General features: G+C 64.7%; 18 protein-coding genes. 8 read left to right on the forward strand and 10 right to left on the reverse strand.

Features of this window, described 5'->3' with window-relative positions; genetic code table 11:
• Positions 1-397 precede the first annotated feature (397 nt).
• Positions 398-1,294 carry a heme o synthase gene (locus tag AC5RTS_RS01175; protein ID WP_493990490.1) on the reverse strand — a complete coding sequence of 299 codons (897 nt, stop codon included), beginning with the start codon at positions 1,292-1,294 and terminating at the stop codon, positions 398-400.
• Between the two features lie 563 nt (positions 1,295-1,857).
• On the opposite strand from AC5RTS_RS01175, the gene tkt reads away from it, so the two are divergent.
• From tkt to pgl, 6 genes are read left to right on the forward strand one after another with little or no spacing between them, the layout of a single operon-like run.
• A complete protein-coding gene (tkt, locus tag AC5RTS_RS01180) occupies positions 1,858-4,047 on the forward strand; it encodes a transketolase (RefSeq protein ID WP_493990237.1) in 2,190 nt (729 codons plus the stop codon).
• A gap of 23 nt (positions 4,048-4,070) precedes the next feature.
• Positions 4,071-5,186, forward strand: a complete 1,116-nt coding sequence (tal, locus tag AC5RTS_RS01185; RefSeq protein WP_493990238.1) for a transaldolase — start codon at positions 4,071-4,073, stop codon at positions 5,184-5,186.
• Positions 5,187-5,192: 6 nt separating this feature from the next.
• The gene (locus AC5RTS_RS01190) at positions 5,193-6,821 is read left to right on the forward strand and encodes a phosphoglucose isomerase-related protein (protein WP_493990239.1); all 1,629 of its coding nucleotides are present in this window, start codon (positions 5,193-5,195) and stop codon (positions 6,819-6,821) included.
• A complete protein-coding gene (zwf, locus tag AC5RTS_RS01195; RefSeq protein WP_493990240.1) occupies positions 6,822-8,366 on the forward strand; it encodes a glucose-6-phosphate dehydrogenase in 1,545 nt (514 codons plus the stop codon). It abuts the gene before it with no gap.
• Positions 8,363-9,298, forward strand: a complete 936-nt coding sequence (locus AC5RTS_RS01200; protein WP_493990241.1) for a glucose-6-phosphate dehydrogenase assembly protein OpcA — start codon at positions 8,363-8,365, stop codon at positions 9,296-9,298. Before zwf ends, AC5RTS_RS01200 begins: the two co-directional genes overlap by 4 nt.
• A complete protein-coding gene (pgl, locus tag AC5RTS_RS01205; RefSeq protein WP_493990242.1) occupies positions 9,295-10,128 on the forward strand; it encodes a 6-phosphogluconolactonase in 834 nt (277 codons plus the stop codon). The genes AC5RTS_RS01200 and pgl overlap by 4 nt, the downstream gene beginning before the upstream one ends.
• Positions 10,129-10,191: 63 nt before the next feature.
• Here the strand turns inward: pgl and secG are convergent, their stop codons facing one another.
• The 9 genes from secG to uvrC form a co-directional block, all read right to left on the reverse strand.
• Positions 10,192-10,443: a preprotein translocase subunit SecG gene (gene secG, locus AC5RTS_RS01210; protein WP_493990243.1), complete on the reverse strand. Its 252-nt coding sequence runs from the start codon at positions 10,441-10,443 to the stop codon at positions 10,192-10,194.
• 61 nt (positions 10,444-10,504) lie between these two features.
• Positions 10,505-11,320: a triose-phosphate isomerase gene (tpiA, locus tag AC5RTS_RS01215; RefSeq protein ID WP_493990244.1), complete on the reverse strand. Its 816-nt coding sequence runs from the start codon at positions 11,318-11,320 to the stop codon at positions 10,505-10,507.
• Between the two features lie 110 nt (positions 11,321-11,430).
• Complete coding sequence (locus AC5RTS_RS01220; protein ID WP_493990245.1) at positions 11,431-12,657, reverse strand: phosphoglycerate kinase; 1,227 nt, start codon at positions 12,655-12,657, stop codon at positions 11,431-11,433.
• Between the two features lie 22 nt (positions 12,658-12,679).
• Entirely contained in the window at positions 12,680-13,684 is a 1,005-nt protein-coding gene (gene gap, locus AC5RTS_RS01225) for a type I glyceraldehyde-3-phosphate dehydrogenase (protein ID WP_493990246.1), read from the reverse strand.
• Between the two features lie 235 nt (positions 13,685-13,919).
• Positions 13,920-14,546 (reverse strand): superoxide dismutase, encoded by a 627-nt coding sequence (locus AC5RTS_RS01230; protein ID WP_493990247.1) that lies wholly within the window; start codon positions 14,544-14,546, stop codon positions 13,920-13,922.
• A gap of 108 nt (positions 14,547-14,654) precedes the next feature.
• Positions 14,655-15,635: a DNA-binding protein WhiA gene (whiA, locus tag AC5RTS_RS01235; protein WP_493990248.1), complete on the reverse strand. Its 981-nt coding sequence runs from the start codon at positions 15,633-15,635 to the stop codon at positions 14,655-14,657.
• Positions 15,636-15,645: 10 nt separating this feature from the next.
• Positions 15,646-16,665 carry a gluconeogenesis factor YvcK family protein gene (locus AC5RTS_RS01240; RefSeq protein ID WP_493990249.1) on the reverse strand — a complete coding sequence of 340 codons (1,020 nt, stop codon included), beginning with the start codon at positions 16,663-16,665 and terminating at the stop codon, positions 15,646-15,648.
• Entirely contained in the window at positions 16,665-17,564 is a 900-nt protein-coding gene (gene rapZ / locus AC5RTS_RS01245) for an RNase adapter RapZ (RefSeq protein ID WP_493990250.1), read from the reverse strand. The genes AC5RTS_RS01240 and rapZ overlap by 1 nt, the downstream gene beginning before the upstream one ends.
• An 88-nt stretch (positions 17,565-17,652) precedes the next feature.
• Positions 17,653-19,668, reverse strand: a complete 2,016-nt coding sequence (gene uvrC / locus AC5RTS_RS01250; RefSeq protein ID WP_493990251.1) for an excinuclease ABC subunit UvrC — start codon at positions 19,666-19,668, stop codon at positions 17,653-17,655.
• A gap of 135 nt (positions 19,669-19,803) precedes the next feature.
• Here uvrC and AC5RTS_RS01255 point away from each other — a divergent pair, with 135 nt between their 5' ends.
• Entirely contained in the window at positions 19,804-21,531 is a 1,728-nt protein-coding gene (locus AC5RTS_RS01255; RefSeq protein ID WP_493990252.1) for an SNIPE associated domain-containing protein, read from the forward strand.
• A 281-nt stretch (positions 21,532-21,812) separates the two neighbouring features.
• Entirely contained in the window at positions 21,813-22,847 is a 1,035-nt protein-coding gene (locus AC5RTS_RS01260) for a DUF2510 domain-containing protein (RefSeq protein WP_493990253.1), read from the forward strand.
• Positions 22,848-22,853 lie beyond the last annotated feature (6 nt).

A 22,853-nucleotide genomic window follows, 5' to 3' on the forward strand; every position in this document is an offset into this window, starting at 1 on the left:
GTCGTCAGGGCCCGGCCCTCGTGGCCTCGAGCCGCGCCGATAGTACAGATAATGGGTTTATCCGCATCGTTTAGGCCCGTTATCTGTACTAGCGGCGACAGCAGGCACGGACGAAGGCTGGAACGCAGGGAAGGCAGTCCGCTGGGGATCCGTCTGCAAGCAAGCCTGCGTGGGCACTGCCGCCGCAGCACCCGTAGCGGGCCGCCGCGCCCAAGCACCCCGCATGGGCGCCCACGCCGCAGCACCCCGTGCGGACACCCCCGCCGCAACAAACCCGGGGAAGCCCGCACGACGCCCCCCGGAAGGAGCGAATCCCGCACACGCAAAAGCGGCCGGAGCCCGAAGGCTCCGGCCGCTGCAAGGCTGTGGCTGCGCGGGTACCGCGCAGAAACCGTTCCTAGACCAGCGCGCCGCCCACAAAGGGATCCACGGCCAGGGCCAGGAACAGGATGGTGAGGTAGCTGATCGAGAGGTGGAAGACCTTCATGGCCGACTTGTCATTGAGGTCTTCACGCTGGGCCCGGGAGTGCAGCTTGTGGGACTCGGCAATGAACCAGACACCTGAGAGCACGGCAGCGCCGGTGTAAACCCAGCCGGCACCGCCGACGGGCACCAGCAGCAGCGAGCAGGCCACGGTGGCGTAGGCGTAGAGCACCACCTGGACTGACACCAGCTTGGCACCGGCCACGGCACCGAGCATCGGAACGCTGGCGTTGCGGTAATCCTCGCCGTACTTCATGGACAGCGGCCAGTAGTGCGGCGGGGTCCAGAGGAAGATGATCATAAAGAGGATGATGGCGGGCCATTCCACCTTGCCAGTCACGGCGGCCCAGGCAATCAGGACGGGCATGCAGCCGGCAGCGCCGCCCCAGACAATGTTCTGCGTGGTTCGGCGCTTAAGGATCAGCGTGTAGAAGACCACGTAAAGCAGGATGGCGCCCAGACCCAGCAGCCCGGTGAGCGGGTTCGCCCCGATCCAGAGCATGGCAATAGCCACGACGCCCAGGACCCAGGCGAAGACCATGGCCTCCCGCGGGGAGACCTCGCCCGTGACGAGCGGACGGTTTTTGGTCCGCTTCATCAACTTGTCCATGTCGCGGTCGATGTAGCAGTTGAAGGCACCGGCACTTCCTGCCGCCAGTGCACCGCCGATCATCGTAACCAGGATCAGGCCCAGCGAAGGCAGTCCCTGCTGGGCAAAGATCATGGTGGGCAGGGTGGTGACGAGCAGGAGTTCGATGACGCGGGGTTTGGTGAGCGCCACGTATGCCCGGACCTTGCGGCCCGCCGTCATCTTCCCCGAGTAGACAGGGGATTCGGCATGCTGGGTAGTCACGAAGCGATCACTGTATCCAATCTGGAACGAAAAAGTCCGTCCTCATCATAGCCTCTATCGGCTGTAGAAATCGAAGTACCGCCGCCGGTGCGTATATACGCGCGCGGCGCCGCCGCATTTCCGTGGAACAGCAGGCTACCCGGACAGGGCCCGGAGCGGGAGTGAGTACTGCCTGAATGGATGCCGCGGCCGCATGGGTAGCGGTGCCGCCCCGTCACCGGGCAGCAATAAGGCAGGCAGGAAGCACCGTCAGAGGATAAGGTTGGAGCGGACCTTTCCTGCAGCCAAAAAACGGTATCTCAGCAGCGAAAGCGACAGGCAGTATGAAATAGGTTTCCGCAGCGTGATGTTGCGAATAACGGAAGCAGCGAATTCCCCGATGGGGAATCGATCTCCTTCCGCCGTTGGTTGTAGTGGTAAAGGCGCCGGAAACGCCTGCGGTTCGCAGGGGTTTCCGGGCATGTCCGGCGCTGTACGGTGCCGGTTATCTGCACAGAGAGGGGCCCGTAAACGTGCCACATATGGAAGAGCAAGAACTGACTTGGACGGATACGGACCGCAAGGCAGTGGACACTGTCCGCGTCCTGGCCGCCGACGCCGTGGAAAAGGTCGGCAACGGACACCCGGGAACGGCCATGAGCCTGGCCCCGGCAGCGTACCTCCTGTTTCAGAAGGTCATGCGCCACGATCCGAGCGATCCCCACTGGATCGGCCGCGACCGGTTTGTCCTCTCCCCCGGGCACACTTCACTGACTCTCTACATTGAACTCTTCCTCTCCGGCTACGGCCTGGAACTGGAGGACCTGAAGTCCCTGCGCACCTGGGGCTCCAAGACACCGGGACACCCCGAGTACCGGCACACCGACGGCGTGGAGATCACCACCGGCCCCCTCGGCCAGGGCCTCGCGTCCTCCGTCGGATTCGCGTTCGCCCAGCGCCGCCTGCGCGGCCTGCTCGACGCCGACGCCGCCGAGGGCACCAGCCCGTTCGACCACACCATCTGGGTCATCGCTTCCGACGGCGACCTGCAGGAAGGCGTCACGGCCGAGGCCTCCTCGCTGGCCGGCCACCAGGAACTTGGCAACCTCGTTGTCCTTTACGACGAGAACCACATCTCCATCGAAGATGACACTGACATCGCCTTCACCGAGGACGTGCTCAAGCGCTACGAAGCCTACGGCTGGCACACCCAGCGGGTCGACTGGACCAAGACCGGTGAATACGTCGAAGACGTCAACGAGCTCTACAACGCCCTCATGGCAGCCAAGGCCGAGACGAACCGGCCCTCCATCATCTCGCTGCGCACCATTATCGGCTGGCCTGCACCGAACAAGCAGAACACCGGCAAGATTCACGGATCAGCCCTGGGCGCCGACGAAGTGGCCGCACTGAAGGAGACCCTGGGCTTCGACCCGGAGAAGACCTTCGACGTCGACGCGGAGGTTCTCGAGCACGCCCGGCAGGTTGTCAGCCGCGGCGCAAAGGCCCACGAGGAATGGAATGAAGGCTTCAAGGCCTGGCAGGAGGCCAACGCCGAGGGCGCTGCACTGCTGGCCCGCCTGGAGAAGGGCGAACTTCCCGAGGGCTGGGAAGCTTCCCTGCCCGTCTTCGAAGCCGGCAAGGACATGTCCACCCGTGCTGCGTCCGGCAAGGTGCTCTCCGCGATCGGCCCGGCCCTGCCCGAGCTGTGGGGCGGCTCGGCGGACCTCGCCGAATCCAACAACACGACCATCGAAGGCTCGCCGTCGTTCATCCCGGCCGGCAAGCAGACCAATGCCTGGTCCGGCAACCCGTACGGCCGCGTGCTGCACTTCGGTATCCGCGAACACGCCGCAGCATCGATCGTCAACGGCATCACGATGCACAGCAACACCCGGGCCTTCTCCGGCACGTTCCTGATCTTCAGCGATTACCAGCGCCCGGCCATCCGCCTCGGCGCCCTGATGGGTGTCCCCTCCATCTACGTCTGGACCCACGACTCCATCGGTCTCGGCGAAGACGGACCCACCCACCAGCCGGTGGAGCAGCTCGCTTCCCTGCGCGCCATTCCCGGTCTCGACGTCGTCCGCCCCGGTGACGCCAATGAGGTCGCCGTTGCGTGGCGGACCATCCTGGAGAACACCGAGAACCCGGCCGGCATCGTCCTGACCCGGCAGAACATCCCCACCTACGCCCGAGGCGAAGGTGCGGCGACGGCTGAGGCATTCGCGTCGGCCGAGGGCGCCGCACGCGGCGGTTATGTACTGGCCGAAGCCGTCCGCGACGGCGCCGTTGTGACGCCGGACGTCATCCTGATCGGTACGGGCTCCGAGGTGCAGCTGGCCGTGGAGGCCCGGGATGCCCTGGCGGCCGAGGGTGTGGCGGCACGCGTTGTCTCCATGCCCAGCATCGAGTGGTTCAACAAGCAGGACAAGGCCTACCGCGAATCGGTGCTGCCCAAGGACATCCGTGCACGCGTCTCTGTCGAGGCAGGCATTGCGATGGGCTGGCGCGAGATCATCGGCGACGCCGGCCGCAGCGTCTCCCTGGAGCACTTTGGTGCCTCCGCGGACTACAAGACCCTGTACCGCGAATTCGGCATCACCTCCGACGCCGTGGCCCAGGCGGCCCGCGATTCGCTGACCGCCGCCGGCGGCAGCGGCTCCGCTCCCGACGGCACCCCCGGTGCCGCTTCCGGGGCACAGTCCACCGAGACCGGCGACCAGCAGTAACCCCTTCACAAAGGAGCACCACCATGACTTCCACACCCACCGCCGCGCTTTCCGAAGCCGGTGTGTCCATCTGGCTGGACGACCTTTCCCGCGAACGGATTGTCTCCGGCTCGCTGAAGAAGCTCATCGACGAGAAGAACGTCGTAGGCGTCACCACCAACCCGAGCATCTTCGCTGCGGCCCTGGCCAACGGCGAGTCCTACGCCGCCCAGGTGCAGCAGCTGTCCCGCTCCGGTGCCGACGTCGACAAGTCCGTCTTCGAAATCACCACCGATGACGTCATCCAGGCCTGCGACGTGTTCGCGCCCGTTTATGAGGCAACCCACGGCGTTGACGGCCGCGTATCCATTGAAGTGGATCCGCGCCTGTCCCGGGATACCCAGGGCACCATCAACGAGGCGAAGGAACTCTTCGACAAGGTCGGCCGCGCGAACGTCCTGATCAAGATCCCCGCCACGCAGGAAGGCCTGCCGGCCATTTCCGCCACACTGGCTGCGGGCATCAGCGTTAACGTCACCCTGATCTTCTCGCTGGAGCGGTACCGCGAGGTCATCAACGCGTTTATGGTCGGCATCGAGCAGGCCAAGGAGAACGGACACGACTTGTCCACCATCCACTCCGTGGCCTCCTTCTTCGTCTCCCGCGTGGACGCCGAGATCGACAAGCGCCTGGACGGCATCGGCACCGACGAGGCCACCGCGCTGAAGGGCAAGGCCGGCCTGGCCAACGCCCGCCTGGCCTACCAGGTCTTCGAGGAGCAGTTCGCCACTGAACGCTGGCAGGTGCTGGCCGCCGCAGGTGCCAACGCGCAGCGTCCGCTCTGGGCCTCCACCGGCGTCAAGGACCCGGCCCTGCCGGACACCCTGTACGTCACGGGACTCGTGGCTCCGGAAACCGTGAACACCATGCCGGAGAAGACCCTGGACGCCACCGCCGACCACGGCGAGGTTACCGGCAACACCATTGCCGGCACCTACGAAGAGTCCAACGACGTCCTGGACCGCCTGGACGGACTGGGGATCTCCTACAACGACGTCGTGGAGCAGCTGGAGACCGAAGGCCTCGATAAGTTCGTGGTCAGCTGGGGCGAACTGCTCGAGACCGTTCAGACCGCACTGGATACCGCGAAAGAGGCGTAGGAAAAAATGGCCACACTGTCCTTTGAAGCAGCCGGAGCAGCACGCGCAGCAGTAGATGCCCACGTGCCCGAACTCGTGGGCGACGAAGTCGCGTCGCGCCTGGTCGCCCAGGACCCCACACTCTGGGGTCCCGACGCCGAAGCCGAGGCGTCCATCCGCCTTGGCTGGCTGAACCCCGGCGTGAGTTCCCGGCCGCTGCTGGGACAGATTGCGGCGCTTCGGGAGGAGCTCGCCGCCGAGTCGGTGACCCGCGTGGTCCTGGCCGGCATGGGCGGTTCCTCCCTGGCGCCGGAGGTCATTACCCGCTCTGCGGGAGTGGACCTGACGGTCCTCGATTCAACCGACCCGGATGTGGTGGCAGCCGCCCTGGGTGAGCGCCTGGCCGAAACCGTGATTGTGGTGTCCTCGAAGTCCGGCTCCACCGTGGAGACGGACTCCCAGCGCCGGGTCTTCGAACAGGCCTTCACCGATGCCGGGATTGATGCCAAGTCCCGCATCGTCGTGGTCACGGACCCCGGATCTCCGCTGGATGCCGCTGCACGGGAGGCCGGCTACCGTGCCGTCTTCAACGCCGATCCCAACGTCGGCGGACGCTATTCGGCCCTGACGGCCTTCGGGCTGGTGCCCTCCGGCCTGGCCGGTGCCGACATTGAGGCCCTGCTGGACGATGCGGAAATGACCGTGGAGATCCTGCGCGACGACGCCCCGGACAACATGGGTCTGGAACTCGGCGCGGCCCTGGGCGGCACCGATCCGCTGCGCAACAAGATTGTCATTGTGGACGAGGGTTCCGGGCTTGCCGGTTTCCCCGACTGGGCCGAGCAGCTGATTGCCGAGTCCACGGGCAAGCTGGGAACCGGTGTGCTGCCCGTCGTCGTCGAGCCCGGTGCACCGGAGATCGTTTGGGACGCGGCCGATATCCTGACCGTACGCATTGTCCCCGCAGACTCCGAGGCCCTTCCGGAGGGCAACCAGGTGCTGGTTGCGGGCAGCCTCGGCGCCCAGATGGTGCTGTGGGAGTTCGCCACCGCCGTGGCCGGCCGCCTGCTGCACATCAATCCGTTTGACCAGCCGGACGTGGAAGCCGCCAAGAAAGCGGCGCGCGGACTGTTGGATGCCACTCCGGAGGCCACGGAACCCGCCTTTGTCGACGGGTCCGTCGAGGTCCGCGGCCCCGCGGCGCTGCTGGGAACGGCAAACACCCTGCGCGGCGCGCTGAGCGCGCTGCTGGGCGAACTGGGCCCGGATGGCTACCTGAGTGTCCAGGCCTACCTGGACCGCGGCCGGCAGGCCGGCCTGGCCGATATCCGTGCCGGCCTCGCCGCCGCCACCGGGCGTCCGGTGACCTTCGGCTGGGGACCGCGGTTCCTGCATTCCACCGGCCAGTTCCACAAGGGCGGACCGGCGGAAGGTGTCTACCTGCAGATCACCGGCCGTCCCGCCACTGACGTGGCCATCCCGGACCGTCCCTTCACCTTCGGAGAGCTGATCAGCGCCCAGGCTGCCGGGGATGCGTCCGTTCTGGCCGATCAGGGCCGTCCCGTCCTGCGCCTGCACCTGCTCGACCGGGAGGAAGGCGTGCGCGAAATCGAAAACGTTGTAGAGTCCCTGTCCGCTGAAGGCGGTAGCAAGTAGATGACCGCAGAGGAGAAGACCGGCAGGGGAAACCCGCTCCGGGACCCGCGGGACCGGCGGCTGAGCCGGATTGCAGGGCCGTCCTCCCTGGTGATCTTCGGGGTGACCGGAGACCTGGCGCGCAAGAAGCTAATCCCTGCCGTCTACGACCTGGCCAACCGCGGGTTGCTGCCGCCAAGCTTTTCGCTGGTCGGGTTCGGCCGCAGGCCCTGGAGCAATGAGGAATTCGCGGCCCAGGTGAAGGAGTCCGTGCAGGCCTACGCCCGGACCGACTTCAACGAGAACGTGTGGAAGCAGCTGTCGGAGGGCATCCGCTTCGTTGAAGGCGGATTCGACAGCGATGAGGCGTTCGGGCAGCTCAAGAGGACCTTGGAGGACCTGGACGCCGAACGCGGTACGCGCGGCAACCATGCCTTCTACCTTTCCGTTCCGCCCAAGTCCTTTGAGCAGGTCTGCCAGCAGCTCTCCGAACACGGACTCGCCAAAACCTCGCAGGGCAAGTGGCGGCGGGTGGTGATCGAGAAGCCGTTCGGCCACGACCTGAAGTCCGCGCGTGAATTGAACAACGTGGTGGAGTCGGTTTTCCCGGCGGACTCCGTCTTCCGGATTGACCATTACCTGGGCAAGGAAACCGTCCAGAACATCCTGGCCCTGCGTTTCGCCAACCAGCTGTTCGAACCGATCTGGAACGCCAACCACGTGGACCACGTGCAGATCACGATGGCGGAGGACATCGGCATCGGCGGCCGCGCCGGGTATTACGACGGCGTGGGTGCTGCACGCGACGTCATCCAGAACCATCTGCTCCAGCTCCTGGCGCTCACCGCCATGGAAGAGCCCATCTCCTTCGATGCCGATCATCTGCGGGCCGAAAAGGAAAAGGTACTGGCCGCCGTGCGGCTGCCCAAGGACCTTTCCCGCAGCTCGGCACGGGGCCAGTACACCGGCGGCTGGCAGGGCGGGGAAAAGGTCACCGGGTTCCTGGAGGAGGAGGGTTTCAACCCCGAATCCAGGACCGAGACCTTCGCCGCCATCCGCCTGGACATCAATACGCGCCGCTGGGCCGGCGTCCCGTTCTACTTGCGGGCGGGTAAGCGGCTGGGCCGCCGAGTCACCGAGATCGCCGTGGTCTTCAAACGCTCCCCCAACCTGCTGTTCCGTGAGCACAATGATGACGACTTTGGCCAGAACGCAGTCGTGATCCGGGTGCAGCCGGATGAGGGCGCCACCATCCGGTTCGGTTCCAAGGTGCCCGGCACGCAGATGGAGGTCCGGGACGTGTCGATGGACTTCGGCTACGGCCACTCCTTCACCGAATCCAGCCCGGAGGCCTACGAACGCCTCATCCTGGACGTACTCCTGGGCGAGCCGCCGCTCTTCCCCCGCCACCAGGAAGTGGAGCTGTCCTGGAAGATCGTGGACCCCTTCGAGGAGTACTGGGCCTCGCTCCAGGAGCAGCCCGAGCCGTATGCCCCGGGCAGCTGGGGCCCGGACTCCGCCAACGAACTGCTCGCCCAAGACGGAAGGACCTGGAGAAGGCCGTGATAGTTGACCTGCCGGACACCACTACCTCCAAGGTGTCCAAGGAAATAGTTGCCATGCGTGAAAAGGGCGGCGTGGTGACTCTCGGCCGGGTCCTGACGCTGGTGGTGGACACCCAGCCCGACTTCGTCGAGGAGGCCATTGCGGCCGCCAACGAAGCCAGCCGGGAACACCCCTGCCGCATTATCGTGCTGGCGGAGGGCAGCCCCACTGACCCCACGCGGCTTGATGCGCAGATCAGGGTCGGCGGCGACGCCGGCGCTTCCGAGGTTATTGTCCTGTCCGGCCACGGGGAGCTTGCCGGTGAAAGCGAGTCCCTGGTCTCGGCGCTGCTGCTCCCCGATGCCCCCATCGTGGTGTGGTGGCCGCACGGCGTACCGGAAAACCCGGCACAGACGCCGCTGGGATGCATAGCGCACCGGCGGATTACCGACGCAGCGACGGAGCCGAACCCAAAGGAAGCGCTGCTGCGCCTTGCGGACACCTACGCAGCGGGCGACACGGACCTGAGCTGGACGCGGCTCACCAACTGGCGGGTCCAGCTGGCCGCTGTCCTGGACGGCGCAGGACCTGCGCCGGTGCAGTCCGCCGTCGTCGAGGGAGCATCGGACTCGGCCAGCACCTTCCTCCTGGCCGCATGGCTGAAGAAGGCACTGGGCGTACCGGTGGAGATCATCGAAGGCGAAACGGGGACGGGAATCCACCGGGTGCAGTTCCGGCGGCCGGAAGGCGACGTGGTGCTGGCGCGGCCGGACCAGGTCACGGCCCACCTCACCCAGCCGGGACAGCCCGAACAGCAGATTTCACTTCCGCGCCGCACCCTGAGGGACTGCCTGGCGGAGGAACTTCGCCGGCTGGACCCGGACGAAGTGTTTGGAGAAGTACTCACTGAGGGACTGGCAGCGTGTCTGTCCCAGGAAGGGGCCAGCGCATGAGGCACTCCCCCAACGGCGTCAGCATCCATCCGAATCCGCAGGCGCTGGTCTCGGCCATTGCGGCCCGTCTGATCACCAAACTCGTTGATGTGCAGAGCCGCCGCGGCGAGGCCACGGTAGTCCTCACGGGCGGGAGCGTGGGCATCGCCGCGCTCGAAGCCGTCGCTGCGAATCCCGCCCGCACTGCGGTGGACTGGACCCGGGTCAACTTCTGGTGGGGTGACGAACGGTTCCTGCCGCAGGGTGATCCGGAACTGAACTCCCTCCAGGCCCGTCAGGCCATGCTGGAACCGCTTGGCGTTCCCGCCGGGCGTATCCACGCGGTTGCCACGTCTGACGACGTGGCAACCGTGGAAGAGGCGGCAGCTGATTATGCGCTGCAGCTGGCCGACGCAGCCGCCGCCGAAGTGCTCGCGCCGGGATTTGAGCCCGTTGACCCGCGCCTGCCCCGCTTCGACGTGCTGTTGCTGGGGGTGGGCCCGGATGCGCACATTGCCTCGCTCTTTCCGGAAACGCCGGGGGTGCGGGCTGTCGGTGCCACCACGGTGGCGGTGCGGGACGCCCCCAAACCGCCGCCGGAACGGATCTCCCTGACCCTGGAAACGATTAACACCGCTGAAGAGGTCTGGCTGGGAGTCGCCGGAGACGACAAGGCCGGCGCCGTGGGCCTGGCCCTGGCCGGTGCCGGCCCCGTCCAGGTTCCGGCTGCCGGTGCGCGCGGGCGGACCAAGACCCGCTGGCTCATTGACCAGGCGGCGGCGGCGCAGCTCTCCCGCCGCCTGCTCGATTCCGAGCAGGCGCACGGCGGTACGGACGACGACGACGAATAACGAGCCGCACGCAGAAGGCCCCCGGCGAAACCGCCGGGGGCCTTCTGCTGTCTTTGGTCTGTTTTAGGCTTCGCCGGCGAAGCGCTGGATCAGGCCGAGTGCCACGATGACCAGGCCCCAGGACAGTGCCAGCCCCACCGTGAAGCGGTTCAGGTTCTTCTCGGCAACGCCGGAGGAACCGAGGCTGCTGGTCATGCCGCCGCCGAACATGTCCGACATGCCGCCGCCGCGTCCCTTGTGCAGCAGGATCAGCAGGGTCAGGAGCAGGCTCGTGATGGCGAGAAGCACCAGCAGGATGATCTTCAGAATTTCCACTTACGGCCTTTCGGGTGACTCATGGATTGGGGACGCCGCTGCGGCGCCCTTCAGCGGCAGTTCAGTCAGTCACCAGATGTTGTTCGAACCTGACAATATTAGCAAATTCGCCTACATCCAAACTGGCGCCGCCCACCAGCACGCCGTCCACGTCACGCTCGCCCAGAATACTGGCCGCATTGGCTGCCTTGACCGAGCCGCCGTACAGCAGCCGGGTCTTGGCCGCGGTGGCGTCGTCGTACAGATCCGCGATTTCGGCGCGGATGGCAGCGCACATTTCCTGTGCGTCCTCCGGCCCGGCAACTTCACCCGTGCCGATGGCCCATACGGGTTCGTAGGCGATGACCAGGCTGGCCACCTGCTCAGCGTCCAGGCCGGAAAGATCCTTGCGAACCTGCTCCAGGGTGTGCAGCACGTGGTCCCCGGCCTGGCGGACTTCGAGGCCTTCACCGACGCAGAGCACGGGCACCAGGTTATGCCGGTAGGCCGCCTTGAGCTTCTCGTTCAGCAGTTCATCGCTTTCTCCATGTACGGAGCGCCGTTCGCTGTGGCCGACCAGGACGTAGCTGCACCCGAGCTTGGAGAGGAACTGGCCGGAGACGTCACCGGTGTAGGCGCCGGAATCAAACGCGGACAGATCCTGCGCCCCGTACTCCACCTTGAGCTTGTCGCCCTGGACCAGGGTCTGGGTGCTGCGCAGGTCGGTGAAGGGCGGGAACACCACTACCTCCACCCGGCCGAAGTCGTGGCGTGCGTCGCTGAGCGTCCAGGCGAGCTTCTGCAGCAGCGTGATGCCCTGGACGTGGTCCATGTTCATCTTCCAGTTGCCGGCGATCAGGGGTGTACGGTCGAACTTCCCGTTCGTGGAGGTTGTCATGGTTGCTCCGGTTTCTAACTCGCGGTGCACCGGCCGTGCGGGCCGGGCGGGATGGGACATGCAGGTGCGGGCCCGCGCCGGTTACCCGGCGGCGGACCCGCACCGAAAAACTACTTATCCAGGACGGTAAGGCCCGGAAGGGCCTTGCCTTCCAGGTACTCCAGGCTGGCGCCGCCGCCGGTGGAGATGTGCCCGAAGTCGGCCTCGGAGAAGCCCAGCTTGCGGACGGCGGCCGCGGAGTCGCCGCCGCCGACGACGCTGAAGCCGGAGGAGTCCTTGAGGGCCTGCGCCACGGCGCGCGTACCGTTGGCGAAGGCTTCGAACTCGAACACACCCATCGGTCCGTTCCAGAAGATGGTCCGGCCCTTGCCGATATGTTCGGCAAACGCATCGGCCGAGTCCGGGCCGATATCCAGGCCGATGCCCGAAGCGCCGAACCGGCTGGATTCCATGGCATCGGCAGGAACGGTGGCGACGTCGGCGTCGGCGGCGAATTTATCCGCCACCACAATGTCGGTAGGCAGCACGAACTCGCAGCCGACCTCCTTGGCCCGGCTCAGGTAGCCCTTAACGTTCTCGATCTGGTCCGCTTCAAGCAGGGACGCCCCCACGTTGTAGCCCTGTGCGGCCAGGAAGGTGAAGACCATGCCGCCGCCGACCAGCAGGTAGTCGGCACGGTCCATCAGGTTCTCGATGACGGCGAGTTTGTCCGAAACCTTCGAGCCGCCCAGCACCACAACATAGGGCTTTTCGGGGTTTTCGGTCAGCCGCTTGAGGACCTGAACCTCTGTGTGCACGAGGTCCCCTTCGTAAGCGGGCAGAATCTCGGCGATGTCGTAGACGCTGGCGTGCTTGCGGTGGACGGCGCCAAAGGCGTCATCCACGTAGGCACCGTTGTCTCCGGTCAGCGCTGCCAGGTCCCGCGCCAGGGCCTGGCGTTCGCCGTCGTCCTTGGATGTTTCGCGCGGATCGAAGCGGATGTTCTGCAGCACCAGCACGGAACCTGCGGCGAGGGATCCGGCACGCGCCTGCGCACTGTCTCCGACGACGTCATCGGCGAACTCCACGGCGAACGGGGAAAGCTCGTCGAGCCGGTCGACGGCGGGACGCAGGGAATACTTTTCGTCCGGCGTGCCCTTGGGGCGGCCAAGGTGCGCCATCACGATGACTTTCGCGCCGTGCTCCACGAGCTTCTGGAGCGTGGGAATGGAAGCCCGGATGCGGCCGTCGTCGGTGACCCGGCCGTCCGCCAGAGGTACGTTCAGGTCCGAGCGGACCAGGACGTACCTGCCGTCGACGCCGTCACTGATCAGGTCGGAGAGAGTTTTGACAGTCATTTCTACCTTTGCGTGCGGTCGGTTAAAGTTTCGAGGCGACGAGGGACGTCAGGTCCACCAGGCGGCAGGAGTAGCCCCATTCGTTGTCGTACCAGCCCACAACCTTCACCTGGTTGCCCATCACCCGCGTCAGCCCGGAATCGAAGATGCAGGAGGCAGGATCGGTAACGATGTCGGAGGAGACAATGGGCTCGTCGGTGTAGCGCAGGATGCCCGCCAGCGGCCCGTTCGCGGCAGTCTTGTAAACATCGTTGATCTCTTCGACGGTGGCTTCCCGTCCCACGGTCACGGTCAGGTCCGTTACCGATCCGGTCGGAACGGGTACCCGCAGGGCGAACCCGTCCAGCTTCCCGTCCAGCTCCGGCAGGACCTGCCCGATGGCCTTCGCGGCACCGGTGGTGGTGGGCACAATGTTCAGGGCGGCAGCGCGGGCCCGACGCAGGTCCCGGTGCGGGCCGTCCTGCAGGTTCTGGTCTGCCGTGTAGGCGTGCACGGTGGTCATCAGGCCGCGTTCAATGCTGAAGGCCTCATGGAGCACCTTGGCCAGCGGGCCCAGGCAGTTGGTGGTGCAGGACGCGTTGGAGATGATGTTGTGGGTTGCGGGATCGTACTCGGAGTCGTTGACCCCCATCACGATGGTGATGTCGGAGCCTTTGCCCGGCGCGGAAATCAGTACTTTCTTGGCACCTGCGTCAAGGTGCTTCTTTGCGTCTTCAGCCTTGGTGAAGAAGCCGGTGGACTCGATGACCACGTCCACGCCGAGGTCAGCCCAGGGCAGGTTCGCGGGGTCTCGTTCGGCCAGTACCTTGATGGTTTTGCCGCCGACAACAATGTTGCCGTCCCGCACTTCAAGGTCGGCGCCCAGCCGGCCGGTCACGGAGTCGTACTTCAGCAGGTGGGCCAGGGTTTCCGGGCTGGTGAGGTCATTGACGGCGACGATGTCCAGATCCGCGTTCTGCTCCAGCGCGGCGCGGAAGTAGTTGCGGCCGATACGTCCGAATCCGTTGATTCCAACACGAGTAGTCACTTTTCTGTCTCCTTGATAGGGGGTCAATTGAGAACTGAGTGACCTCGGTAAGAAGCCACCGGACTGACTGCGGCCTGACAACCTCCGCTGGGGGAATACATCCGGCCGTGGCGCCGTGTCTCCGCCCTGCCCGATGCCGGAGCATCGGGCAGGACGGTGACCTACGGAATATCTTACGCGTCACAGTCTCCGTAGGGACCGGGACAGTGTCAGATTCGTGCTGTTGCGGTGCGGACTAGGCCGGAACGATCAGGCCCTGTGCGCCGGTGCGGGCTGCCTCGAAGCGTGCCGCGACATCGGCCCAGTTGACGATGTTCCAGAAGGCCTTGACGTAATCAGCCTTGACGTTGACGTAGTCCAGGTAGAAGGCGTGCTCCCACATGTCCAGCATCAGCAGCGGGATGGTGCCCACGGGAACATTGCCCTGCTGATCGTAGAGCTGCTCGATGACCAGGTTCTTGCCCAGCGGTTCGTACGCCAGGATGGCCCAGCCGGAGCCCTGGATGGAGTTGGCCACGGCAGTGAACTGGCCGCGGAACTTGTCGAAGGATCCGAAGAACTCGTCGATGGCCGCTGCGAGTTCGCCTTCGGGCTTGTCGCCGCCGTCCGGGGACATGTTGTTCCAGAAGATGCTGTGGTTGGTGTGGCCGCCCAGGTGGAAGGCCAGATCCTTGGAGAGCTTGGTCATGGTGCCGAACTCGCCCTTTTCGCGGGCTTCAGCCATCTGTGCGAGGGCCGTGTTGGCACCGGCTACGTAGGTGGCATGGTGCTTGTCATGGTGCAGTTCCATGATGCGCGCGGAGATGTGGGGTTCCAGGGCTGCGTAGTCGTACGGCAGTTCCGGCAGTGTGTATTCGTTCACGAAAATCCTCCGTTAAAAAAGTCGGATCGATGATCCGGACGGAATGCCCGTCCGGAAATCATGGTGCCGCCAAAAGTCAGCAGGCTTAGTCCATCCTATGCAATAACGCTATTCATCCAACATTTCCGGCGTGACGCTCGACTCAGTACCCGGAATACCCAGTTCGGCGGCCCGTTTGTCGGCCATCGCCAGCAGCCGCCGGATCCGCCCGGCGATGGCATCTTTGGTCATGGGCGGTTCGGCCAGGTGGCCCAGTTCGTCGAGGCTGGCCTGCTTATGCGCAACCCGAAGCTCACCCGCGTAGCGCAGGTGCTCGGGCACATCCTCGCCCAGGATCTCAAGTGCCCGCTCCACGCGGGCACCGGCGGCGACGGCAGCCTGGGCCGAGCGGCGCAGATTCGCATCGTCGAAATTCGCCAGCCGGTTCGCGGTGGCCCGCACTTCCTTGCGCATCCGCCGTTCTTCCCACACCATAAGCGCGTCGTGGGCGCCCATCCGGGTCAGCAGCGCGGCAATGGTGTCCCCGTCACGGATGACGACGCGGTCCACTCCGCGGACCTCGCGCGCCTTGGCCGCAATACCGATCCTGCGGGCGGACCCGACAAGGGCCAGGGCGGCCTCGGGTCCGGGGCAGGTGACCTCCAGCGAGGATGAACGTCCGGGCTCAGTGAGTGAACCGTGCGCTAGGAAAGCGCCGCGCCAGACGGCTTCGGCGTCGGCCGCGGAACCGTTGACCACCACGGAAGGCAGCCCGCGGACGGGACGGCCGCGGGAGTCGAGCAGCCCGGTTTGCCGGGCCAGCGATTCCCCGTCCTTGACCACGCGCACCACATAGCGGTTTCCGCGGCGCAGGCCGCCGCCGGACACGACAATAATGTCGCTGGCATGGCCGTAGACCTCGGCGATGGCTGAGCGGAGCCTGCGGGCGGTGGACGCAAGGTCCACCTCCGCTTCAATGACAATGCGTCCGGAGATGATGTGCAGCCCCCCGGCAAAACGCAGCATCGCCGAAACTTCAGCCTTGCGGACTGAAGATTTTTTTACCTCGAGGCGCGAAAGTTCCTCTTTTACTGCTGCGGTCAGCGCCACAAAAACACTCCTAAATCTCCCCAAACATATCGTGGAAGGCGGTCGCGAGGCGGAGCGGATCATGGATCGGACGCCCCGACGCTGCCCCCACCTTACCGAAGACCGTGCGGCCGCCCAGTTCCGCGACTGCTTCTTCGAACGCTTCCCGGTCCCCCACCACTGACGGATCCACCAGCACGGCATCCACCTTGAACTCCGGGGCGTACCGCCGGATCACGGCAAGATGGTCCACGGCACTCATCCCCGCGGTTTCCGTGGTTTCGTTGCTCAGGTTCATGGTCAGGCAACGCTTGGCGGAGGTGGCGCACAGCGCATCGCGCAGCTGCGGCAGCATCAGGTGCGGAAGTACCGAGGTGTACCAGGACCCCGGGCCAAGGATGACCCAGTCCGCAAGATCGATGGCTTCCAGGGCAGCCGGGCAGGCAGGTGCGTCAGACGGCAGCAGCCGGACCTCCTGGACATTGCTGCGGGTACCGGCGGCGGCGAGGCGGGCCTGCCCGCTTACCGTTTCCACCCGGGTGCCGGCGGCAGTCCGGCGGATCACATCGCCTTCAATGGTCAGCGGCAGCGTGGACATCGGCAGCACCTGGCCGCGGGCGCCCAGCAGGGCCCCGGCCCACTGGAGCCCGGCGACCGGATCCCCCAGCAGTTCCCACAGGGTGACAATAAGCAGGTTGCCCAGAGCATGGTCATCCAGCGAGCCGTCAACGCCGGGCCGCGAGCGGAAGCGGTGCTGCATCACGTCACGCCACGTCCTGCCCCAGTCGGTGTCGTCACAGAGGGCAGCCAGTGCCATCCGGAGGTCTCCTGGCGGCAGGACGCCGAGTTCCCGGCGCAGGCGGCCGGAGGACCCGCCGTCGTCGGCCACGGTGACGACGGCGGTGAGGTCCGTGGTCAGCAGGCGCAGGGCAGAGAGGGACGCGGAGAGACCGTGGCCGCCGCCCAGGGCGACAACGGATCCGGCCTTACCGGGTTCCTCCCGTCCCTTCGCCTCCGGTACCAGGGGCAGCGGTCCGGTAAGAAACGACATTATTCCCGCCCCAGATCCCGGTGGTGGGAGCTGACGGTAACGCGCGGAAGCTGGGCCAGGCGCTTGGCCAGCTCTTCGGTGACGGCGACGGAACGGTGCTTGCCGCCGGTGCAGCCCACGGCAATGGTGGCGTAGTGCTTGTTCTCCCGGCGGTAGCCGTCGATGACGGGCTCCAGGGCTTCCACATACCGGTCCAGGAACTCAGCTGTGCCCTTGGCCTGCAGAACGTAGTCGCGGACGTTGTCGTCCAGGCCGGTGTGGGGCCGCAGCTGCGGGACCCAGTGCGGGTTGGGAATGAAACGGACATCCGCCACGTAGTTCGCGTCCACGGGAAGGCCGTATTTGAACCCGAAGCTCATGACATTGAGGCGCAGCACAATGGGACCGGACTCGGTGAAGAGCTCGGTGACCGTGGTCGCCAGCGCGTGCACGTTCAGCTTCGAGGTATCCACAACAATGTCGGAGCTGTCCCGCAGCTCCTGAAGCACCTCGCGTTCGGAACCGATACCGTCCAGGATGCTGCCGTCTCCCTGCAGGGGGTGCGGGCGGCGGCCCTGTTCGAACCGGCGGACCAGGGTTGCATCATCCGCGTCGAGGAAGAGCACCCGGTAGGTGACGCCGGCGGCGCGCAGGTTCCGGAGCGCTTCCTGGATGTCCCGGAAAAGTTCCTTGCTGCGGACGTCGATGACCACGGCGAGCTTGGGGATGGACTGCGGCATCCGGGAAACCAGCTCGGTGAGGGTGCCCAGCATCAGCGGCGGGAGGTTTTCCACCACGTACCAGCCGTGGTCCTCCAGAGCATTCGCCGCAGTGCTGCGTCCGGCACCGGACATACCCGTGACAACGAGCAGTTCCGATTCCTCTGGCTTGACTATGGACAAGCCGTCCTCTTGCGTCATGTGATGTGATCCCATCCTGTTGCACTGCCTTGCCCTGCCCGGAAAAGGCATCGTTTCATTCCCGCGACACGCCGGTGTCCCAGCGTAGCTAAGTTTCCAGGATTTCGCCGGTGGACATGTTTACGGCAGGAGCCGCCTCCGCCTTGGAACTATCGGCCAGGCGGCTGCGCAGGTTAGCGGCCATGGCGGGCCCGATACCGGGCACCTGCTGCAGCTCCTCCTCGGATGCGGCCCGGAGTTTCTTCACCGAGCCGAAGTGCTTGAGCAGTGCCTGGCGTTTGGCGGGGCCCAGCCCGGGGACCTCGTCCAGGAGCGAGGCGGTCATGGACTTGCCGCGCTTCTGGCGGTGGAAGGTGATGGCGAACCGGTGTGCTTCGTCGCGGATGCGCTGCAGCAGGAACAGCGCTTCGGAGGCACGCGGCAGGATCACCGGGAAATCGCTGTCCGGGACCCAGACCTCTTCAAGACGCTTCGCCAGCCCCACCACCTGGACGTCGGTGATGCCCAGGTCCGCCAGTGCCTTGGAGGCCGCGGCGACCTGTGGCTGCCCGCCGTCGACCACCACCAGGTTCGGCGGATAGGCGAACTTGGTACGCGGCGCCGGTGTCAGGGTATCCGTGAGCGGCTGGACGTCGGTCGCGCCGTCGTCGAGACGGTCTGCCGGCAGTTCCTGCGGGGCATCCGGATCAGCTGCAGGGTCCGTGTTCTCCGCCAGGTAGTTGCGGAACCGCCGCGAAATGACGTCATACATGGAGGACGTGTCATCCCGTGCGGCGTCTCCGGTGATGGAGAACTTCCGATAGTCGGATTTCTTGGGCAGGCCGTCTTCGGCGACCACCATCGAGGCAACCACGTTGGTGCCCGAAACGTGGGAGATGTCATAGCACTCGATGCGCAGCGGGGCAGCGTCGAGGTCCAGGGCTTCCTGCAGCTCCTGGAGGGCGGCCGAGCGCGTGGTGATGTCGCCCGCGCGGCGGCTCTTGTGCAGGCGCAGGGCATCGGAGGCGTTCCGCGCCACGGTTTCCATCAGCGCTTTCTTATCGCCGCGCATGGGCACCCGGATATCCACCCGGGCGCCGCGCAGGCCGTGCAGCCACTGCGCCAGTTCCTCGGCGTTGGGAGGAAGGACGGGGACCAGGACCTGGCGGGGAATGCGGTCAGTGGAGTTGGCTTCGCCGTAGACCTGCTGGATCAGGTGCTCCACGAGATCTGCGGTGTCGTTGTCCTCCACCTTTTCCACCACCCAGCCGCGCTGTCCGCGGATCCGCCCGCCGCGCACGTGGAAGACCTGCGCCGAGGCCTCCAGCTCGTCCTCTTCAAGGGCGAAAATATCGGCGTCGGTGTCTTCGCTGAGCACTACGTTGTTGCGCTCAAAGACCTTGCGCAGGGCGGAAATATCGTCGCGCAGGCGGGCCGCCGTTTCATAGTCCAGTTCGGACACCGCTGCCTGCATTTCCTTTTCCAGGCTGGAGATGAACCGTTTGCCTTCACCGGCCATGAAGTCGCACAGCTCGGCGGCGAGCTGGCGGTGGTCCTCGGGGCTGATCCGCCCCACGCAGGGAGCCGCGCACTTGTCGATGTAGCCGAGCAGGCAGGGCCGGCCGGTGCGTTCGGCGCGCTTGAAGACGCCGCTGCTGCAGGTGCGCACCGGAAAGACGCGCAGCAGGGTGTCCAGTGTTTCGCGGATGGCTTTGGCCGGATAAAAGGGCCCGAAATAGCGGGTGTCCTTGCGCCGGTCGCCGCGCATCACCTGGGCGCGGGGGTACTTCTCCCCCATGGTCACCGCGAGGTATGGGTAGGACTTGTCGTCCCGGAACATGATGTTGAACCGTGGATTGAATTCCTTGATCCACGTGTACTCAAGCTGCAGGGCTTCCAGCTCGGTCCCCACCACGGTCCACTCCACGCCTGCGGCCGTGTGCACCATGGCCCGGGTTTTGGGCATCAGCCCGCGCGGATTGGCGAAGTAGGAGTTCAGTCGGGAGCGGAGGTTCTTGGCCTTGCCCACGTAGATGATCCGGCCGTGTTCGTCCCGGAAACGGTAGACGCCCGGTGCGGTAGGGATTTCCCCCGTTTTAGGCCGGTAGGTTGCTGGATCTGCCACTGTTCCATCCTACGTTCGCCGCCGCGGCGGGCCGGACGCGCCGCCCGGGTTTTCGCGGGGCGCTGAACCTGCGCTGCCCTACCCCTCGCGGGTACTGCCGGGGATTTTGTCCAGGGTCCGTTATATGGTCCTTTTATGCCGCATGTTTCGTTGCCCAAAGGGGCGAATGCCCTGATCTCATCACCTGTTCACCAGGGACTCCGGCTAGAGCTCCATTGGACGGCGCAGTCCGGAACGCAGGAGGTGGACCTGTTTGTTCTATTGCTGGACTCGAACGGAAAGGTATCCACCAACGAAGACGTCGTCTTTTACAACCAGCCGAATTATCGCAATGGTATTGCCCGCTATACAGGACGAAGCGACACTACATCGGGGCATGCACACAGAGCTGAGATATTTCTGGACCGTCTATCCGAAGACATCCACACCATCGCGGTGGCGGGCGCCCTCGATTCTGAAGAGTCCCGACTAGGTGAGCTCCGTTCTCTCGGTCTCACGCTGTCGGCCGACTCCGGAACCCTTTTTCATATTCCCTGTGAAGGATTATCCACGGAACGCGTCGCCGTTGCTGGTGAAATCTACCGCCGGAACGGCGAATGGAAGGTCCGTTCGGTCTCGCAGGGCTGGAACGGAGGGCTTCCGGACCTACTCAGGCACCACGGGGCAGTCCTCGACGAGGCGCCAGCTACAGATGAATCTGAAGTCGTGGGGCCGACCGGCGCGTATCGTCCAGCCCCTGTCACCACGCCGGATGCAAAAAAGCTGGAGGTGCTGCAGGACTTGGACCACCGTATCCGTGAACGTGAGGCTGTTCTGGCTGAGCTGGAGTCTCAAATAGTTGAGACACGCGAGATCAACCTTCTCCAAAATCTGGGTATATATGAATTCGCACATCCTCTCGAGGACGCGGTCCAGTACAAGGACCGCCTTTCCGCGCTTCGCACCTCCATCAAGGAAGCCGTGAAAGAACGAGCTGTTACCGGAGCCACGAACTGGGCGGTCAACGGGAGTCTGGCCAAAGGTGCACAGATGGTGAAGGAACAGTGCAAGCTCATGCTGAGGGCATACAACGCCGAGGCAGATAACTGTGTGCGCACCGTCCGTGCCCATTCCCTCGATGCCAACGCTGCTCGACTGGAACGTGCAAAGACGTCAATCGAGAAACTCGGCAAGAGCATGGCAATCGAAATCACCGAGGACTACCACCGGCTGCGGTTGGATGAATTGAGATTGACGGCCGACTACCATGCCAAGGTCGCCCAGGAACGCGAAACTCAGCGTGCTCTCAGGGAAGAAGCCCGTGAACAGGAAAAAGTCGAAAAGGAGCTGCAGAAGGCCCGCGACAAGATTGAGCAGGAACGTAACAAATACCTGGCAGCTCTGGCGATCGCCGTTGATAGCGGCGAGCCCGATGCCGTCGCCGCAATGCAGCAGTTCGTCGAGGAAGCGGAAGCAAAGCTTCGTGATATTGAAAACCGGCAAGCGAATGTCCGCACGGGGTACGTTTACGTCATCTCCAATCTGGGTGCCTTCGGGGATCGCATTGTAAAGATCGGCATGACCAGACGGCTCGAGCCCACAGAACGCATCCGGGAACTCAGCGGCGCCGGCGTTCCATTCCTTTATGACATACATGTCCTTTTCTTCAGCGAGGACGCGGCGGCCCTGGAGGCGGCGCTGCATCGTGAATTTGAGTCGCGGCGGGTCAACAAGGTCAATCTCAGGCGGGAGTTCTTTTATGCGTCCCCGGCAGAAGTCAAAGAAGCTGTCACACGTTTGGTGGGCGTAACAACTTTGGAATTTAAGGAAGAATCAGAAGCCAGCGAATTCAGGACCAGCCTGTCGCTAACGGAAGGCGAGTAGTGGGATTTAAGAAGAGCACGTCGATCAGAGTGATGCCCGGCGTCACTGTCCGTGTCTCCGCCAAGGGTGTCAGCGCCTATGCAGGGCGGACAAAGCTGGCGGGAACGTCGTCCTCCTCACGCAGGCCGGCTGCGAGGACGACTCCTCAACGGAGAACTGTTCCAGTTGTCCCGCCCCGCCCAACTTCGCTCCCGAAGCCGGGTTTACTCGCCCCCAAGGAAGAAAAGGCACTGTATGCCTACGCGGTGTCGGGGCAGGCCCCCGGACTTGATGGACTGGTCATGCAGCATCCCGTATACGGGCACGCAGCTGCGGCACTGCTGGGGCTCCAGCAGTTCCGCGAAGGCAACGATGAGGCTGCCGCGGTTCAACTGCATAGCGCTATCCATGGCCCGGCACCAATCGAGAGCAACCCGTTTGTCATCAAGTACCTGCCCGGCTTCAGCTATGACTTGGAAATAGCAGGTGGGGTGATAGTCAGTCTGCCCCTGACACGGGCAGCCCTAACGCTGGTGTTGGCAGAAGCCCTTCAGTCCCTGCATCGCGGCGACGAAGCAATTCACTACGTCGAGCAACTGGATCCGACCTACCCCGCACTGCTCAGCCTTACCGAGCTGTATTCCGACCGAGAAGATTGGGACGAAGTCCTCAGGTTGACCGACCGTGTCCCCGTGGATTCAGAAGTCACCGCGTTGCTTGCCCTTCTCCGATCCCAGGCCCACCTCGAACTTGGGCAGCTGGTGGCTGCCAAGGAGTGCATAAAGCCGCTGACGGCAAGCAAAAAATACTCGGAGAATATTCGCTTCAAAGCTCTGGTTCAGCGGTCCAATATCAGCCTTCAGGAGAAGGCTTATGGGCGGGCCGTTGCCGATTTGGAGAAAATCCTGGCCGAAAATTCCCAGGTGCAGGGAATCCGCGAAGCCATCGCCGGGATCGACAGGGCCAAGCTTGAGGCGGAAAGGCAAAAGGCAGATGCAGCCGCGCAAAGGGCTGCAGAAACCCAGCGGCAGCGTGAAGCAAAGGCCGCCGAGGCACAGCGCCAACGTGAAGCAAAGGCCGCCGAGGCACAGCGTGCTCGGGAAGAGCGGGCCGCTGCCAAACTTGCTCTCAAGGCTGCGCCCGTGATTCAGGCCGGAGTCATAAACCTGAGCGATGAGGTCGTGAATAGCGGGGACGTTCGGGAACCTTCGGCCCGGGAAACGCAGGACGCGAATATGGACAAGATGCCCGGCTTTTACCCAGACCCGGAAGGAGTCGCGCCTTTCCGATACTGGGACGGTCAGACCTGGACCTCACGCGTTCGCATGAAGCAATAGTCGGTC

This window comes from Arthrobacter sp. MDT1-49-2, assembly GCF_059090185.1.

Excerpts from the sequence above, each read along its gene's own strand:
- AC5RTS_RS01175 (WP_493990490.1), bottom strand. The coding sequence starts at position 1,294 with ATGACGGCGGGCCGCAAGGTCCGGGCATACGTGGCGCTCACCAAACCC.
- tkt (WP_493990237.1), top strand. The coding sequence starts at position 1,858 with ATGGAAGAGCAAGAACTGACTTGGACGGATACGGACCGCAAGGCAGTG.
- tal (WP_493990238.1), top strand. The coding sequence starts at position 4,071 with ATGACTTCCACACCCACCGCCGCGCTTTCCGAAGCCGGTGTGTCCATC.
- AC5RTS_RS01190 (WP_493990239.1), top strand. The coding sequence starts at position 5,193 with ATGGCCACACTGTCCTTTGAAGCAGCCGGAGCAGCACGCGCAGCAGTA.
- zwf (WP_493990240.1), top strand. The coding sequence starts at position 6,822 with ATGACCGCAGAGGAGAAGACCGGCAGGGGAAACCCGCTCCGGGACCCG.
- pgl (WP_493990242.1), top strand. The coding sequence starts at position 9,295 with ATGAGGCACTCCCCCAACGGCGTCAGCATCCATCCGAATCCGCAGGCG.
- tpiA (WP_493990244.1), bottom strand. The coding sequence starts at position 11,320 with ATGACAACCTCCACGAACGGGAAGTTCGACCGTACACCCCTGATCGCC.
- AC5RTS_RS01220 (WP_493990245.1), bottom strand. The coding sequence starts at position 12,657 with ATGACTGTCAAAACTCTCTCCGACCTGATCAGTGACGGCGTCGACGGC.
- AC5RTS_RS01240 (WP_493990249.1), bottom strand. The coding sequence starts at position 16,665 with ATGTCGTTTCTTACCGGACCGCTGCCCCTGGTACCGGAGGCGAAGGGA.
- rapZ (WP_493990250.1), bottom strand. The coding sequence starts at position 17,564 with ATGACGCAAGAGGACGGCTTGTCCATAGTCAAGCCAGAGGAATCGGAA.
- AC5RTS_RS01255 (WP_493990252.1), top strand. The coding sequence starts at position 19,804 with ATGCCGCATGTTTCGTTGCCCAAAGGGGCGAATGCCCTGATCTCATCA.
- AC5RTS_RS01260 (WP_493990253.1), top strand. The coding sequence starts at position 21,813 with ATGCAGCATCCCGTATACGGGCACGCAGCTGCGGCACTGCTGGGGCTC.